At 72.1% G+C, this 14,994-nt stretch carries 14 protein-coding genes; 10 read left to right on the forward strand and 4 right to left on the reverse strand.

Annotated elements, in window-relative coordinates; genetic code table 11:
- Window positions 1–17: 17 nt before the first annotated feature.
- Genes ACIA8L_RS09625 through ACIA8L_RS09645 form a run of 5 tightly spaced genes read left to right on the forward strand, consistent with a single transcriptional unit; the run spans window position 18 to window position 5,636 of the window.
- Window positions 18–902 (forward strand): SDR family oxidoreductase, encoded by an 885-nt coding sequence (locus ACIA8L_RS09625; protein ID WP_395902390.1) that lies wholly within the window; start codon window positions 18–20, stop codon window positions 900–902.
- Between the two features lie 25 nt (window positions 903–927).
- Window positions 928–2,568, forward strand: coding sequence for a cation:proton antiporter (locus ACIA8L_RS09630; RefSeq protein ID WP_395902392.1), 1,641 nt, complete (start codon window positions 928–930; stop codon window positions 2,566–2,568).
- A 48-nt stretch (window positions 2,569–2,616) separates the two neighbouring features.
- Complete coding sequence (locus tag ACIA8L_RS09635; protein WP_395902394.1) at window positions 2,617–3,723, forward strand: methyltransferase domain-containing protein; 1,107 nt, start codon at window positions 2,617–2,619, stop codon at window positions 3,721–3,723.
- 30 nt (window positions 3,724–3,753) lie between these two features.
- The gene (locus tag ACIA8L_RS09640; RefSeq protein WP_395902397.1) at window positions 3,754–4,866 is read left to right on the forward strand and encodes a CaiB/BaiF CoA transferase family protein; all 1,113 of its coding nucleotides are present in this window, start codon (window positions 3,754–3,756) and stop codon (window positions 4,864–4,866) included.
- Entirely contained in the window at window positions 4,863–5,636 is a 774-nt protein-coding gene (locus ACIA8L_RS09645) for a hypothetical protein (RefSeq protein ID WP_395902400.1), read from the forward strand. The genes ACIA8L_RS09640 and ACIA8L_RS09645 overlap by 4 nt, the downstream gene beginning before the upstream one ends.
- 187 nt (window positions 5,637–5,823) lie before the next feature.
- Here the strand turns inward: ACIA8L_RS09645 and ACIA8L_RS09650 are convergent, their stop codons facing one another.
- On the reverse strand, window positions 5,824–6,348 hold the full coding sequence (locus ACIA8L_RS09650; protein ID WP_395902402.1) for a hypothetical protein: 525 nt from the start codon (window positions 6,346–6,348) through the stop codon (window positions 5,824–5,826).
- A 175-nt stretch (window positions 6,349–6,523) separates the two neighbouring features.
- Between ACIA8L_RS09650 and ACIA8L_RS09655 the strand changes: the two genes are divergently transcribed.
- Window positions 6,524–7,711 (forward strand): hypothetical protein, encoded by a 1,188-nt coding sequence (locus ACIA8L_RS09655; protein WP_395902405.1) that lies wholly within the window; start codon window positions 6,524–6,526, stop codon window positions 7,709–7,711.
- A gap of 206 nt (window positions 7,712–7,917) precedes the next feature.
- Here the strand turns inward: ACIA8L_RS09655 and ACIA8L_RS09660 are convergent, their stop codons facing one another.
- Entirely contained in the window at window positions 7,918–8,826 is a 909-nt protein-coding gene (locus ACIA8L_RS09660; protein ID WP_395902407.1) for a LysR family transcriptional regulator, read from the reverse strand.
- Window positions 8,823–9,119: a PadR family transcriptional regulator gene (locus tag ACIA8L_RS09665; RefSeq protein ID WP_395902410.1), complete on the reverse strand. Its 297-nt coding sequence runs from the start codon at window positions 9,117–9,119 to the stop codon at window positions 8,823–8,825. The genes ACIA8L_RS09660 and ACIA8L_RS09665 overlap by 4 nt, the downstream gene beginning before the upstream one ends.
- Window positions 9,120–9,424: 305 nt before the next feature.
- Here ACIA8L_RS09665 and ACIA8L_RS09670 point away from each other — a divergent pair, with 305 nt between their 5' ends.
- Complete coding sequence (locus ACIA8L_RS09670) at window positions 9,425–11,095, forward strand: MFS transporter (protein WP_395902412.1); 1,671 nt, start codon at window positions 9,425–9,427, stop codon at window positions 11,093–11,095.
- Between the two features lie 147 nt (window positions 11,096–11,242).
- Here ACIA8L_RS09670 and ACIA8L_RS09675 read toward each other — a convergent pair whose 3' ends face one another.
- Window positions 11,243–11,692, reverse strand: a complete 450-nt coding sequence (locus ACIA8L_RS09675; RefSeq protein WP_395902414.1) for an endonuclease domain-containing protein — start codon at window positions 11,690–11,692, stop codon at window positions 11,243–11,245.
- A gap of 193 nt (window positions 11,693–11,885) precedes the next feature.
- Here ACIA8L_RS09675 and ACIA8L_RS09680 point away from each other — a divergent pair, with 193 nt between their 5' ends.
- From ACIA8L_RS09680 to ACIA8L_RS09690, 3 genes are all read left to right on the forward strand, one after another.
- Window positions 11,886–13,100 carry a serine/threonine protein kinase gene (locus ACIA8L_RS09680; RefSeq protein WP_395902416.1) on the forward strand — a complete coding sequence of 405 codons (1,215 nt, stop codon included), beginning with the start codon at window positions 11,886–11,888 and terminating at the stop codon, window positions 13,098–13,100.
- Between the two features lie 236 nt (window positions 13,101–13,336).
- Window positions 13,337–13,681 carry an RNA polymerase-binding protein RbpA gene (locus ACIA8L_RS09685; protein ID WP_223092257.1) on the forward strand — a complete coding sequence of 115 codons (345 nt, stop codon included), beginning with the start codon at window positions 13,337–13,339 and terminating at the stop codon, window positions 13,679–13,681.
- Window positions 13,682–13,977: 296 nt separating this feature from the next.
- Entirely contained in the window at window positions 13,978–14,964 is a 987-nt protein-coding gene (locus ACIA8L_RS09690) for a pentapeptide repeat-containing protein (RefSeq protein ID WP_395902418.1), read from the forward strand.
- The last annotated feature ends 30 nt before the right edge of the window (window positions 14,965–14,994 follow it).

Here is a 14,994-nt window from a genome sequence, read left to right on the forward strand (position 1 = left end):
CGGTACTACTAATGCCCATGGCGCGAATCCTCATCACCGGCGCGACCGGCTCGCTCGGCCGCCGGGTGGCGACCCTTGCCGTCGCCGCCGGGCACACCGTCCTCGGCACGCACGTGCGGCCCTGGATCGAGGCGGTCCGCGGCCCGGCTGACGGGCGGCCGGGGCGTGGCCGTGGCGTGACCGAGGGTAAGGCCGACGCGGTCATCAGCCCGGTCCGGCTCGACATCCGGGACCGGGACGCGGTGCGCGACGTCGTCGACGCCGTCCGGCCCGACCTGGTGATCCACACCGCGGCCGGCCGGGACCGCAACGACTGGGTCGCGAACGCCGACGGGGCTGCGAACGTGGCCCTTGCGTGCGGCGAACGCGTTCGTCTCGTACATGTTTCGACGGACGCGATCTTCTCCGGCCGGGCCGGCCGTGAGTACACGGAGCGGGATTTGCCGGACCCGATCTACCAGTACGGTGCGGCGAAAGCGGCGGCCGAGACCGCGGTGCGGGCCATCGCCCCGGCGGCCGCGATCGTGCGGACATCGCTGATCATGGCCGACGGCGGCGGCGGGCACGAGCAGCTCACCTACGACCTCCTCGAAGGGCGGGCCGACGGCGCCCTGTTCACCGACGAGATCCGCAAGCCCGTCCACGTCGACGACCTCGCCGACGCGCTGCTCGAGATCGGCGGCGGCGACTACCGCGGTGTCCTGAACGTCGCCGGGCCGGACGCGGTGAGCCGGTACGACCTCGGCGTCCTCGTCGCCGAACGCGACGGCCTCGACCCGGGGAAGCTACGCTCCGCGACCGGATCGGGACGCCCCGGCGACGTCCGGCTCGACACCGGGCTCGCGGCGGGGCTGCTACGGACCCGGCTGCGTGGCGCCTACGAGTTCATGCGCGCTGGGTGATGCCACCCGATTAGGGTGATCTTCCGTGAACGGTGTGCAGCTGCTACTGATCATCTTCGGTGGCATCGCGGTGTCGGTGGTCGCGCACCGGCGGGGTGTGCAGCCGGGACTCATCGTCGTCGTGCTGGCCGCGGCAGCGTCGTTTCTGCCGGCTGTACCACGGCTGGAACTGGATCCTGAACTCATCCTCGCCGTTGTCGTGCCGCCCCTGCTGTATTCGGCGACGCGAGCCGCGTCGTTCTCCGGGTTCTCGCAGAACCTGCGGCCGATCCTGACCCTCGGCGTGACCTTGGTGGTGCTGACCACAGGCGCCGCCGGCCTGGTCAGCAGCTGGCTGATGCCGGCGATCGGGCTCCCGGCGGCGCTGCTGCTCGGTGCGGTCCTCGCCCCGCCGGACACCATCACCACCGTCTCGCACGGCGACGAGCTTGGTATACCGCGTAGAGTAACTGCGATCCTGACCGGCGAGAGTCTCGTCAACGACGCCACCGCGCTGACCCTGTTCGGGATCGCCGCGGCCGCGGCCGGGTCCGAGGAGACGCTGTTCGACAACCCGTTCGCGCTGTTCGCCTACACCGCCGTCGTCGGTGTCCTGATCGGGATGGTGTTCGCGACGGCCGCGCTGCTGCTGCGTCCGCGGCTGCGCACGCCGGTACTGGAGACGTCTCTGGCGCTGCTGCTGCCGTTCACCGCGTTCCTCACCGCCGAGCAGGTCCACGCCTCGGGCATCCTCGCGGTCGTCGCCTGCGCGTATCTCTTCAGCATCAACACGACGCTGGACCCGAAGTTCCAGTACCCGAGCGCCTACCGCACGCGACTGCAGGAGGACGCAGTGTGGCCGGTCCTCGACTTCCTGCTCGAGACGTTCGTCTTCGCCTACATCGGCCTGCAGCTGCGCTTCGTCATCGCGGATCTGCGGCACGCGTCCGCGGAGCCGGGCCTGGCAATCACTTTGATTGCAGCGGGGGTACTGCTCGTCACGGTGATCCTTTTCCGCCTGTTCGCGGTCTGGATGATCTTCGCGTGGTGGGACATGCGCCGCCGCGCGCTCGAACGCCGCCTCCGCGACGACCCGGCGTTCCGCGCGCGGATGCACCGGCGGGCCGGTGACCGCGTCGAACGCCGCCGGCGCCGCCGGGCCCGCGGCACCGGGGAGTGGCAGGCGTCGGGTGACTGGCAGGCGGCCGGCGAGTGGCAGGGCCCGCTCGGCGCGCCGACCCGCCGCGAGTCGCTGATCGTCGGCTGGACCGGTATGCGCGGCATCCTGACCCTGGCCGCTGCGGCCGCGATCCCACCGACGCTGCACAACGGCGCGGAGTTCCCGGGCCGGGACGCGATCCAGGCGATCGCCCTCTTCGTCACGCTCGGTACGCTGCTCATCCAGGGCACGACCATCAGTCCCCTGGTCCGCCGCCTGAAGATCGACACGCACGGTGAACGCGAGCGGGCCCGGCAGCTCCTCGACCGCGGCCAGGCCATCGCCGCGGATGCGATCAGCCACGACGGCCCGCCGAACCCGGCCGGGTTCGACGCCCAGCGCACCGCCGTGGTCACTGCCGTCATGCGCGGCGAGCTCGACGACGACACCGCCCGCATCCTCGTCCACGACATCGACCTGCGTCAGGCCGCCGAAACCCACCTGACCCGCGAGGAACACGCCGAATAGCCGCGAATGGTCTGGACATCGGTGCCGGGCGCTGCCACGGTCACCGGCATGGATGTCCTGAGCATGCACGAGATCGCCGAGTCCGGGCACCGGCTCCTCAACCCGCTCACCGACGAGAAGCTGATGCTCCTCGGTGACCTCTGCCGCCTGCGCCCCGGGCAGCGGATGCTGGACCTGGCCAGCGGCAAGGGCGAGATGCTGTGCCGGTGGGCGGACGCGTACGGGATCGAGGGCCTCGGCGTCGACATCAGCACCGTGTTCGTCCCGGCGGCCCGGGCGCGGGCGGTGGAGCTGGGCGTCGCCGACCGGGTCGCGTTCGAGCTCGGCGACGCCGCGCAGGCCGTCCCGCCGGCCGATGGCGAAGGCGATGCCGCGAAGGCGGGCCGGGCATCGATCGGCGGCGAAGGCGACGCCGCGCAGGCCGTCCCGTCGGCCAGCCGCGAAGGTAACGCAGCGGAAGTAGTCCCACCGCCGGTCACCAGCGACGGCAACGCAGCGGATGCCGTTCCAGCTGTTGGTGGCGGAGGCGACACCGCGAAGGCGGCCCCGGCGGCCGGCGGCGAAGGTAACGCGGCGAAGTCGAGTTCGGCATCCGGTGACGCAGGCGATGCCGCGAAGGCCGGCCGGGCACCGATCGGCGAAGGGGAGCCACCGCCCCGCGACGCCGACCGGCCGAGCGGAGAGGGCTCCGGTGACGCGGACGGGCGGCGGTGGGAGTACGACGTCGTCGCGTGCATCGGCGCGACCTGGATCGGCGGCGGCCTGGCCGGGACCGCGGCACTGCTGCGCCGGGCGGTCCGCGCCGACGGCCTGGTCCTCATCGGCGAGCCGTACTGGGCCGACGACACACCGGACGCCGCGTACGAAGCCTTGCACACGACCCGTGACGTGTTCACCACGCTCGGCGGCACCCTGGAGCGGCTCGAGTCGGCGGGGTTGGAGTTGCTGGAGATGGTCCTCGCTGACGGTGACAGCTGGGACCGGTATGTAGCGCCGCAGTGGTGGACCGTGTCGGACTGGCTCCGCGCGCATCCGGACTCGCCCGACGCGCCGGCGATGCGCGAGTACCTCCGGGATGCCAGACGCACGCACATGCAGTACCAGCGAAGGTATTTGGGTTGGGGCGTTTTCGTCTGTCGCGTGCCGCGAGAGTGAGGGCCGGGAGGGGCCCGGTACCTTGCTGGCATGAGCGAAGGACCGCTGCGGGATCTGCGTGTCGTGGAGCTGGCCGGGATCGGGCCGGGGCCGTTCGCGGCGATGTTGCTGGCTGACCTGGGCGCGGATGTGGTGCGGGTCGACCGGCCGGGTCCGGGTTCGCCGATCGCGCCGCCGGCCGCCGGGGACCTGACGAACCGGGGCAAGCGGTCCGTGGCCGCGGATCTGAAGACTCCGGAGGGTGTCGACCTGGTGCTGGCTTTGGCGGAGCGTGCTCAGGTGCTGATCGAAGGCTTCCGGCCCGGTGTGGCGGAGCGGCTCGGGGTCGGCCCGGAGGCGGTCCTGGCCCGCAATCCGGCACTGGTATACGGCCGTATGACCGGCTGGGGCCAGGACGGCCCCCTCGCCAGCTCCGCCGGGCATGACATCACGTATCTGGCCCGTACCGGTGCGTTACACGCGATCGGCCGCGCGGACGGGCCGCCGCAGATCCCGGTGAACCTCCTCGGCGATTACGGCGGCGGCGCGCTGTACCTGGTCGTCGGGGTGCTCGCAGCGGTGCACGCGGCGAAGGCCACCGGCCGGGGGCAGGTCGTCGACGCGGCGATCGTCGACGGCGCCGCCCACCTGAGCATGATCGTGCACAGCCTGCTCGCGGCCGGTCTGTGGCGTGACGCGCGGGGCGTGAACCTCCTCGACTCCGGTGCGCCGTTCTACGACGTATACAAAACCGCCGACGACCGGTACGTGGCAGTCGGGGCGCTGGAGCCGCAGTTCTTCGCGGACCTGGTGGCCCGGCTGGGGTTGACGGATCTGCCGGAGCAGTTCGACGTGGCCCGCTGGCCGGAGCTGCGGGCCCGGCTGGCCGCGGCGTTCCTGTCGAAGCGTCGCGACGAGTGGGCGGCGGTGTTCGACGGGACGGACGCCTGCGTCGCGCCCGTGTTGTCGTTGGCGGAAGCGCCGTCCGATCCGCATTTGGCGGCCCGGAACACGTTCGTCACGAACGGCGGCATCACCCAGCCGGCCCCGGCGCCGCGCTTCATCGCCGCGTCGGCTCCCCCGTCCGCGCCGGCTCCGCCCGGTGCGCCGCCGCTGCCGGGTCAGGACACCGCCGCGGTGCTCGCCGACTGGGGCATCGGGTGACGGCGCCCGGCCCGGCGCTCACGGAGATCGCGTACCGGCTGCCGCATGCCGACGCGTCGGTACTCATGGATCTGCGGACGTTGCTGGCCCGGGTGCCGCAGCTGTCGGTGGCGCCGGGGCGGCTCACACTGATCCCGGCCGCTCCGGTGGGCGCGTTGCCACTGACGGTGTTCGAGACGGCGGCGGTCGATGTCCCGCAGGTGCGGTTCACGACGTCGGACGGCGGCTCCCATGTGCTCGAGTCGGCGTCTGCTTCGTCCGGCGGTGTCTTGCCCGGCGAGCTCGCGGGCCGTCTCGGACCGCATGTTTACGCCGTAGATCACACCGGGGTGAATCTGCCGGCCTCGACATCGGCGGACCTGTGGTCGCGAACGGTGGAGCGGATCGCCGGGTCGTCGGCGATGTACCGCTACCCGACGGGTGAGCCGTGGCCGTTCGTGCTCCCGTCGACTACTGCGGAGCGTGACGCCGAGATCACCGCGTTCGTCGCCGGGCGGGAGCCGCGGTTCGAGCTGGTCCTCGATGAGTGGCTGAGCGTGCCGCTGTGGCAGTTCGCGCTGCGTACCGACCTGACCCGGGCCGCGCTGGAGGCGATGTTCCCGGAGCCGGACGGTGTCGCGTTTCCTGGGCTGGGTGAAGTGTTCCGGGCGGTCACGGTCCGTGGGCGGCCGCTGATCCGGTTCGACCTGTACTACCGCGGTGACGATGCGCTGAACGACTGGGAGACCGGTAAGTGGTTGGTCACGGCGGGTGGGCGGATGCGCGGATGAGGCGGCTTCGGTGGGCGTTGCGGGCGGCTGTGGGGGTCGCGGCGGTCGTCGGACTGTTCTTGGCGTATCTGCGGATGGCGCGGGCAGTGACGGTCAACAGTGATGGGGCCAGTAATGCTTTGCAGGCGTGGGATCTGTTCCACGGCAATGTGCTGCTGCGCGGGTGGACGCTCTCCGATGTGTCGTTCTACCCGACGGAGCTGGTGCAGTACGGGCTGATCCAGCTCGTCACCGGCGTCACCACCGACCAGATCCACATCGCGGCGGCGCTGTCATGGACGCTCGTCGTCTGTTTCGCCGCGTGGCTCGCGTATTCGATCGCCCCCTCGTCGCGTTCGGTGACCGGCTCGTTGCGTTCGGGCTCGTCAGTTACTGGTTCGCCAGCCTCGGACTTGCCAATTTCGGACTCGTCGGGCTCGCGCTTGTCGACGTCCGGCCCGTCGGCTTCGCATCCGCCGGCTTCGGACTTGTCAGTTTCGGACCCGTCGGCTTTGCGCTTGTCGACGTGCGGCTCGCCGACCTCGGACCCGTCGTCCTCGGACCCGTCGTCCTCGGACCCGTCGGCCTGGGACCCGTCGGCCTGGGACTTGTCAGCTTCCGATCCGTCGGCTTTGCGCTTGTCGGGTTCCGGCCCGTCGGCCTCGGACCCGTCGGCTTCCGACTTGTCAGCTTCGGACCTGTCGGCTTCGGTCGGGGGCGCGGAGTCGGCCACCGGGGCGGAGTCGGCCACCGGCGGAAAGGCGGCCGGCGGGGCGGAGTCGGCGGTCGGCGGGCGGATCGGAATCGGGTGGGTCGCGGCTGGGATCGCTGTCGCGGTGTTGCTGGTGCCGGCGCCCGGGGTCGGGTACCAAACCCTGTTGTCGTCTCCGAATCACACCGGTTCGGCGGTGCCGTTGCTGATCGAGTGGCTGCTCATCGACCGGGCCCGGGACCGCCGGTGGCTGCCCTTTGCCGTCGCGGCGGTCCTGGCGTGGGGGGCGATGGGTGATCCGCTGATCACGTTCGTCGGGGCGGCGCCGCTGATCGCTGTCGGCGCGTACCGGGCGGCGCGGGCTCGGGAGCGGCGGGGCCTCGACGCCCGGCTCGCCCTGGCCGGGGTGGTGTCGGTGATCGTGTCGCACGCCGCGCTGTGGCTGATCGAGCGGGCCGGTGGGTTCCGGGCGCCGCGGCCGCCGATCGAACTGTCGCCGGTGGACGTGTGGCCGGACCGGGCGGTGACGGTGTCGCGGATGATCGGCATCCTGTTCGGCACGGTCCGCCCGCACATCCAGCCGTCCTTTGTGGAGACGACGCTGCAGCTGGCGCGGGTCCCGGGCCTCGTGCTGGCCGTCGTCGCGGTCCTGGTCACGGTGGTCGCTGTGGTCCGCGGCCGCGCCGACCGGGTCGACGCGATCCTGGCCGCGGCGATCGTCTGCGACCTGGGCGCCGAGATCGTCTCAACGCTCCCGATCGATCTTCTCGCCACGCGGGAAGTCGCGCCGGTACTGCCGATGGCCGCCGTCCTCGCCGCCCGCCTGACCGCCCGCAGCCTCCACCACGTCCACCACCGTCCGTTCTGGCGGCACCACGTTCCGTTCCTGATCCGCCGCCTTCCGGTCTCGCCCCTTCGCCCAAGCGTGACCGCTCGACTACGCGGCGCCGTGTTCGTATCACTGCCGGCGATCCTGGCCGCCCAGTTCATTGCGCTCGTCGCCTACGCGCCGCCTCGGGCCGCGCCGGTCGAGGGCCAGGAAGCCGCGGCGTGGCTGCAGGGTCACGGACTGCGATACGGCCTCGGCTCTTACTGGGTGTCGAACAACATCACCGTCGGAACGTCACGGCAGGTCACGGTTGTGCCGACGCTCAGCGACTACGGCCGGCTCGTCGGCATGTGCTGGCAGACGCACACCGACATGTACGACCCGGCCAAGCACGACGCCCGGTTCGTCCTGCTGGAGAAGCACCGCCCGATGTACGGAACGGAGTCGGACGTGGCCACGCAGTACGGCCCGCCGGTGACCCGCCAGGACTTCCCCGACTACGTGATCTTCGTCTACGACCGGAACCTGCTCAAGGGCTTCGCCACCACCTGCTGACACCCCGAGCCGCGGCCGACGTGGCGTCCATGACAAGCGGCAGCGGACCGAACGCCAGGGCCGAACTCGGCCTGTTGACGCCCCGAGTTGCGGCCGAGGTGGCGTCCATGGCGAGCGGCAGCGGACCGTTGCCGCCAAGGCTGAAGTCGGCCGGCGTCAGGTCGTAGGCGAGGCGGCCGTGTCGGACATCGGCCGGTTGTCGCCGGTCAGGGCCGGGCGGCCGCGTACAGGATGTCCCGCATCCCGGCCCGCGCCTCCCGATCCTCCCGCCACACCAGCCGCAACGCCAGGTCGGGCACGTCCATCGGCAGCCGCACCAGCCGCCCACCGGCCAGGCTCTCCGCGACCGCGAATTCCGGCAACAGCGTGACCCCGAGACCTTGTTCAGCCCAAGCCCGCATCACTGGTACTCCCCCAGCTTTGACCCGCCGCGGGCCGTCCCCGAGCAGCCGCTGCCCAGCGAGCCAGAATGAGCACTCCGGTACGTTGACGAGCAGCCGCTCACCCCGCAGCTCGTCGGCCACGACCCGGTCACGCTGCGCGAACGGGCTGCCGGGCGCGGCGACGAGCACCAGCGGGACCGGCTCCAGGTCCAGGTGCGTCAGTCCTCCGGCCGGCGCGACGAACCCGAGCCCGCCGATCCCGTCGCCCGCGTCGAACAGCAGCGCCGCGTCGAGCCGCCCGTCGGCGACGCCGCGCAGGAGGCCGTCGCGGGCCTGGTCGGCGTGCACGTCAACGTCGACGTCGGGTCGGCGCTGCGCGAAGCGGGTGAGGATTTGCGGCACGTACACGCCGGCGATCGTCTCCAGGGCCCCGAGCCGCAGCACGGGCCGCTCGTCCCGGACGTCGCGGACAGCGGCGTCGGCCTGCTCGAGCAGCGTCCGCGCCCACCCCGCAAGCCGCCGCCCGGCCGCGGTCAGCTCCATCCCTTTGCCGCCACGCACGAACAACGCCACCCCGAGGCCCGCCTCCAGGGTCCGGATCTGCTGCGACACCGACGAGGGTGCCAGCTCAAGGGCGACGGCCGCGTCGGTAACCGTCCGGTGCCGCACGACCGCCTCGAACGTCCGCAACTGCCGCAGCTCCACCCCGCCCGGCCGCCCGCCGCCGCTCACGGGTGGCAGCGCGCGTTGCGGGCGGCCGCGGCGACCGGTAGCGCCACGAGGTGCGCGCGCCCGTCCCCGGTGCGCCGGTACAGATGTTGGCGCGGCCGCCTTTCGGGCCCGGGTCCCCATGCCGCTTCGAGAAGGCTCCGGTCGGCGAGGCGGACGAGGTTCGGATACAGCGATGCGGACCTCAGCCGTACCTCGGTCGCCAGGGCATAGCCGTGACGCCACCGCGACGGATCAGCCGCGAGCGCCCGCTGGACGCTGGTCGCCTGCGCGGACAGGGCCCGGTTACGCTGCACGCCCGCTGACTCTACTCAAGTAGCGCTGACGGCAGGCCCTCAACCGTCCCGCTGGACATGGCGTGACGCCGACATGGAGTGGCACCGACCGCGACCAGCCCAACCGAGGCCTGCTCGGCCGCGAGCACATGGCCCGTGCCCATGCTGGTCGGCGGCTCACGCAGCGGCGAGTCGGTGGCCGAGCGCGGCCCGCAACGAGCACGGCTCCGGTGTACCCGCCACTGCGCGCATTCGGTTTTTCCGAACGCCGGCTGCGGCTGTGCCGGTGGAGGCGAAGGTCCCGAAGCCCGCACCGTGGTCGCATCATGACCATTTCGCAGACCCAGCCGCTCACCGCCCCACCCGCCCCGCCGGCCCGCCGTTCCCTGACCGGTATCTCCCTCGGCTATTTCATGGTCCTGCTCGACATGACCGTCCTCGCCGTCGCCGAACCGGACCTGGCCACGTCCCTGCACGCGTCGACGGCGGGTCTGCAGTGGACCACCACCGCGTACACCGTCACCTTCGCCGCCCTCCTCCTAGCCGCCGGCGCCGCCACGGACCGATACGGCGCCCCCCGCCTGTTCCGCGCCGGCATCGTCACGTTCACGGCAGCGTCACTGCTCAGCACCATCGCCCCAGCGCTCTCGGCACTGATCACACTCCGCACCGTGATGGGCGCGGCGGCCGCCGTCTGTGTCCCAGCGTCGATGGCGATGATCGCCCGCCTCTACCCATCCCCGCCCGCCCGCGCGAAAGCCATCGCCACCTGGGCCGCAACGAGCGGCGCCGCCGTAGCCGCGGGCCCGATCGCCGGCGGTGCGCTGGTCGGCGCCGCGGGCTGGCGGGCAGTGTTCCTCATCAACGTCCCGATCGGCCTGGCCGTCCTGGCCCTGACCCGAACCGCCACCACCCGAACCGCCATCGCCCGGATCGCCACCGAAGTTCCCATCGCACTTCGCACAGCACCAGCCGCACCACCTGCGGCCGCACCATCCGTTGTCTCTCCCGCACGACCTGCTGCCGCAGCGGCCGCACTACCTTCCGCACCGCCTCCCACCGGACCGGCCGAACCGCCTTCCGCAGTACCGGCCGAACCGCCTTCCGCAGCATCTCTGGCAGCACCTCCCGCCGGACCGGTCGCAGCACCTTCCGCAGCGGCGAGCCAGCGAGTCCGGATCGATTGGCCGGCGCACCTGGCCGCCGCCGCAGTACTCGCCGCCGCCACCGACACCCTGATCGCCGCCGGCGCCCACCAATGGCCGCACACGGTCGTCGCAGCACTGCTCACCGTCACGACCGCAGTGGTGTACGCGACCTTCGAGCGCCGAAGCCCCGCCCCGGTCCTCAACCGCCGGCTTCTACGCGAACCGGCAATCCGTCCCGCACTCCTGGCCGCCGCCACCGTGAACTTCACGCTGTCCGGCATCCTGTTCGTCCTGCCGCTGCTCCTGCAGCGCGACCACCACCTGTCCGCGCTGCAGACGGGCCTGGCGTTCCTGCCCCTGACCGTCCCGTTCGCCGCGAACCCGCCACTGACGGGCCGCATCGTCGCCCGGACCGGCCCGTACCGCCCGATCGTCGCCGGCCTGACCCTGCTGACCGTCGGCGCCGCAGGGTCGGCCGTCGCGCTGTATTGCGGGGCCGGTTATCCATGGCTGGCCGGCGCGCTCCTCGTCACCGGCTTCGGTGTCTCGTCAGCCCTCCCGGCCCTCGCCACGGCGGTGGTCACCGCGGCGTCGCCCAGCACGACCGGCGCCGCATCAGGCCTGCTGAACGCGGTCCGGCAAACCGGCGCCACAGCCGGCGTCGCAGTCATGGGCGCCGCGCTGTCCGCCGGCCCGGCCTGGTCCTTGCTGCTGGCAGCCGCCGCACCCTGCACAGCCCTGGCCGTCTACGCACTGCCGGCCCGCAAGCGCACCCGATCCCATCCGACCGCCCCGGATGCCCGGTCGAGCGCAGCCGAGCCCGTCCAGTGCGCGGCTCCTTCCGCATGACGGACCAGGCCGCGCACGGCCGCTCGTCCGGCCACACCTTATGCATGACCGGGTGCAGGTCCGTGACCCGGTCCTCGCCTTTTTTCACGGCGGCCGGGACACCTGATGCTCACAACGTCGCCGCCGGTCGCGGTGGACGAGCCGCGTTTACCCGTCGCCGAGCCGTCGGTGCCGCTCGAGATATTTGCGGACCTCGTCAAGCAGGCCCGGGCTTTCCTCCACGGCCCAGGTGACGGAGTTGCAGCGACCGCAGAGCAGTTGCCGGACCGCGCCGGTGCGGTGGTCGTGGTCGACCGACAGCCGGCGCGGTTCGCCGCCGCTGCCGACCCGGGTCTCAGGCTGGCCGCAGATGGCGCAGAGCCCGTGCTGGTCCTGCAGCATCCGGTCGTACTGCTCCGGCGTGAGCCCGTACTTGTCGCGGAGCACTTGCGCGTGGGACACCCGGCTGCCGCCGGAGGCGATGTACTCCGCCCGACGCGCGACGGACCGGCACTGCTTGCACGGCTGCCGCGGCAGCGACGAATGGCCCTGATTGTTGAACGCGGATCGTGCTTTCGTCTCGCCGCAGCGCCTGCACAGTATGAGCTCCCCGGTCACGTCTCAAGCTTAAAGCACATACAACTTGTATAGGGATACAACTTAACTGTCATTATGGTGTATGCCCTAACCGGCCCTTCCAAGCCTGTTCCAGGCCTCTGCGGCGATGATTATCGGATTACTGGTATTAGCAATTCGATAATGCGGCGTGTCGGGCGCCGGGGAACGTTCCGCTGGTCCTACGCTGTCCCCCGTGACTGAGTCTCGGATCGACGTGCGCCTCGACGGCGACGGTACTGCGGCCCGCGAGTGGGTGGTCGACGACCGCGGCGGCGAGGAGCGGCCCTGCGCGCACTGCGGCCGGCCCGTCCCGCAGCGCAGCGCCGCCGGGCGGCCGTTCCGGTACTGCCGCGACAACGACGGCGAATGCCAGCGCAACGCCCGCAACGCCCGGATGCGGCAGCGGACGTCGCCGGGGCTGTCCGGGCAGGTCGCCCGCGCGTTCGAGATCGCCGAACGGCTCGACCAGTCCCTCACCGACCTTGTCGACGCCCTGCACGCCGAGGTGTCCACGAGCGGCATCGAACGGCAGGTCGCCGAGGCCCGCGCGGAGGCGGCGGCCGGGCTCGTGGCCGCGCACGCCGAACGCGACGACGCCCGCGACGAGACCCGCCGGGCCCGGGCCGCGCTCGAGCAGCTGCGCGCCGACGCGGCCCGGGAACGCGCCGAAGCGACCGCGGCCGCCGAGGCGCGGATCGCCGCCGAGCGGGAGCAGAGCCGGCGGCAGCTTGACGAGGTCCGCGCGGCCGCCGGCACCGCGATCGCCGAGATGCAGGCGGCCGCCGACGACGCCGTCCGCGAGGCGCGGGAGGAGGCGGCGGTGACCGTCGCCGAGGCGAAGGCGGCCGCGGAGCAGCGCATCGCCGACATCCGCGCCACCGCCGAACGCTCCGTCGCCGAAGCCGTCGCGGACGGTGACCGACGGGTCCGGCAGGTCCAGGAGGCGGCCGGGCAGGCGGTCGCTGCGGCGCGGGAATCGGCGGAGGAGTCGATCGCGCAGTACCGTGAGGCCGCCGACGACATCGCCGTCCAGCGGGACAAGGCCCGGCGGGAGGCGGCGACGGAGGCAGCACTGCGCGCGGAGGCGTACCGGGAACGGGACGCGGCCCGCGACCTGGCCGGCAATGCACTGCGTGAGCGTGACGTCGCGCACACGGCGGTGGAGCGAGCGTTGCGTGAGGGGGCGGAGACGGAGAGCCGACTGCAGCGGCGCCTCGACGCGGAGGGTGCCCGGGCCGCCGGGGCCGAAGCGGCCCTGATCACGGCGCGGGAGGAGCTGGTCCGTCTGCGGTCCGAGGCCGACCGCGCGCACGCCTGGGCGGACGATCTCCGCGATCAGGTGACACAGCTCACGGCGGCACTCACCCGGCTCACAGTGTCGGGAAGTATGCCACCCGCGGGTGGGTGAGAACCGTCAACCACCCGGGTGACCTGCCGAAACTACCTTGGGTGAGCCGCGCCACGAAACGTGCGGTGTGGTCGATCATTGAAACCCAACGTAAAATAACGGTACCTACCTGGCGACGAACCTACCGCAGCGCCTGGTCGGTCGTGTAATCTGCCCGCCCGCAGTGGGAATCGTCAGACCACGTGGCGTCGTTGGTTACAGCGAAGCGCAACACGATTCGAAGGGGAAGACCAACCATGGGCGAGCGCATGCTGCGCGGCAGCCGTCTCGGAGCCGTCAGCTACGAGTCCGACCGCAACACCGAACTGGCTCCGCGTCAGACCCGTGAGTACCTGTGCGCGAAGGGGCACCAGTTCGAGGTACCGTTCGCCGTCGATGCCGAGGTCCCCATGACCTGGGAGTGCAAGTTCGACGGCAGCGTGGCGCGGCTGGTCGACGGCAGCGAGCCCGAGCAGAAGAAGGCGAAGCCGCCGCGCACCCACTGGGACATGCTCCTGGAGCGCCGCACGATCGCCGAGCTCGAGGACATCCTCAACGAGCGCCTCGAAGAGGTCCGCCTGCGCCGCGGGCGCAGCGCGTAACAACCCGCACGACGCACGAAAAGCCCCGGTCAACCCGCCGGGGCTTTTCGCCGTCCCCGCCCACCCTCGGCCCGACGCCGGCGCGTCGCGGCGAGCGGCATCAAGGTCGGCGGCACCATCCCGCGGTCGCCGCGACCGGAACCGGCCGACGCTGACGCTGACGCTGGTGCACTCATCCGCCGCCCCGTCCTGGGCTGTCGATGCTCACGCCGACGCGGCCTGGCCGAGGTGGTGGGCAGCTGAATCCAGCCGGCTCGACTAACCGGGGTACCGTCAGGGCCGACCGGAGAGGAACCATGAGCGCAGAGTTACGAGCCGACTGCGGCCGCTGCTCCGGCCTGTGCTGCGTCGCCCCGGCGTTCGCCCGCTCGTCGGACTTCGCGATCGACAAACCCGCCGGCCACGCCTGCCCGAACCTCGCCGCCGACTTCCGCTGCGGCATCCACACCCAGCTGCGTGACCGTGGCTTCACCGGCTGTACCGTCTACGACTGTTTCGGCGCCGGCCAGCACGTCACCCAGATCGTGGCGCGGGGCCGGGACTGGCGCAGCGACCCGGCGTCCGCTCCCCGGACGTTCGAGGTCTTCACCGCCGTCCGCATTTTGCATGAGCTCCTGTGGTACCTCTCTGAGGCCCGTTCCCTCCCCCGCACAACCCCCGTCCACGCGGCCCTGGACGACGCGCTCGAGGCGACAAGAGCCCTCCGGGACACCCCCGAAGACCTGACCCCCGACATCGCCGAGCGTCACCGCGCCCGGGTAGCCCCGCTCCTGCGCGACGCGAGCCGCCTGGCCCGAACCACCCCCGCCGCCCCAACCCGGAAGGCGGGCAACCGACGCGGCGTCACCGACGAACGCGCGGCCGTCGAGTCGGGCGGAGGACGCGAGCGCACGGCTAGCGGACGCGAGCGCACGGCTGGCGGACGCGGCGGGCGGACGGTGCCGCCGGGCGGCGGGCGGGTGCCGGTGATGCTGGGGCGGCAGCTGATCGGTGCGAAGCTCCGGGGTGCGGATCTGCGCGACGCCGACCTGCGCGGGGCGCTGCTCATCGGCGCGGACCTGCGCGGGGCGGACCTCGGGAACGCTGATGTCATCGGTGCGGATCTGCGGGGTGCGAACCTGGCCGGTGCCGATTTGAGCGGCACGCTGTTCCTGATCCAGTCCCAGCTCGACGCGGCCGTCGGCGATGCGTCGACCCGGCTGCCGGGGCGCCTCAGCCGCCCGGCGCACTGGTCGGCCGGCGGCGGTGAGGCCCCGGTCGGTCGGCGTGAGTCTCGGCAGTGATCGCGTTCGTGGCTCGGGGCTGTACACGCG

This window comes from Dactylosporangium sp. NPDC051541 (genome assembly GCF_044454505.1).
Taxonomy (GTDB): domain Bacteria; phylum Actinomycetota; class Actinomycetes; order Mycobacteriales; family Micromonosporaceae; genus Dactylosporangium.

Excerpts from the sequence above, each read along its gene's own strand:
- ACIA8L_RS09625 (WP_395902390.1), top strand. The coding sequence starts at position 18 with ATGGCGCGAATCCTCATCACCGGCGCGACCGGCTCGCTCGGCCGCCGG.
- ACIA8L_RS09635 (WP_395902394.1), top strand. The coding sequence starts at position 2,617 with ATGGATGTCCTGAGCATGCACGAGATCGCCGAGTCCGGGCACCGGCTC.
- ACIA8L_RS09640 (WP_395902397.1), top strand. The coding sequence starts at position 3,754 with ATGAGCGAAGGACCGCTGCGGGATCTGCGTGTCGTGGAGCTGGCCGGG.
- ACIA8L_RS09670 (WP_395902412.1), top strand. The coding sequence starts at position 9,425 with ATGACCATTTCGCAGACCCAGCCGCTCACCGCCCCACCCGCCCCGCCG.
- ACIA8L_RS09685 (WP_223092257.1), top strand. The coding sequence starts at position 13,337 with ATGGGCGAGCGCATGCTGCGCGGCAGCCGTCTCGGAGCCGTCAGCTAC.
- ACIA8L_RS09690 (WP_395902418.1), top strand. The coding sequence starts at position 13,978 with ATGAGCGCAGAGTTACGAGCCGACTGCGGCCGCTGCTCCGGCCTGTGC.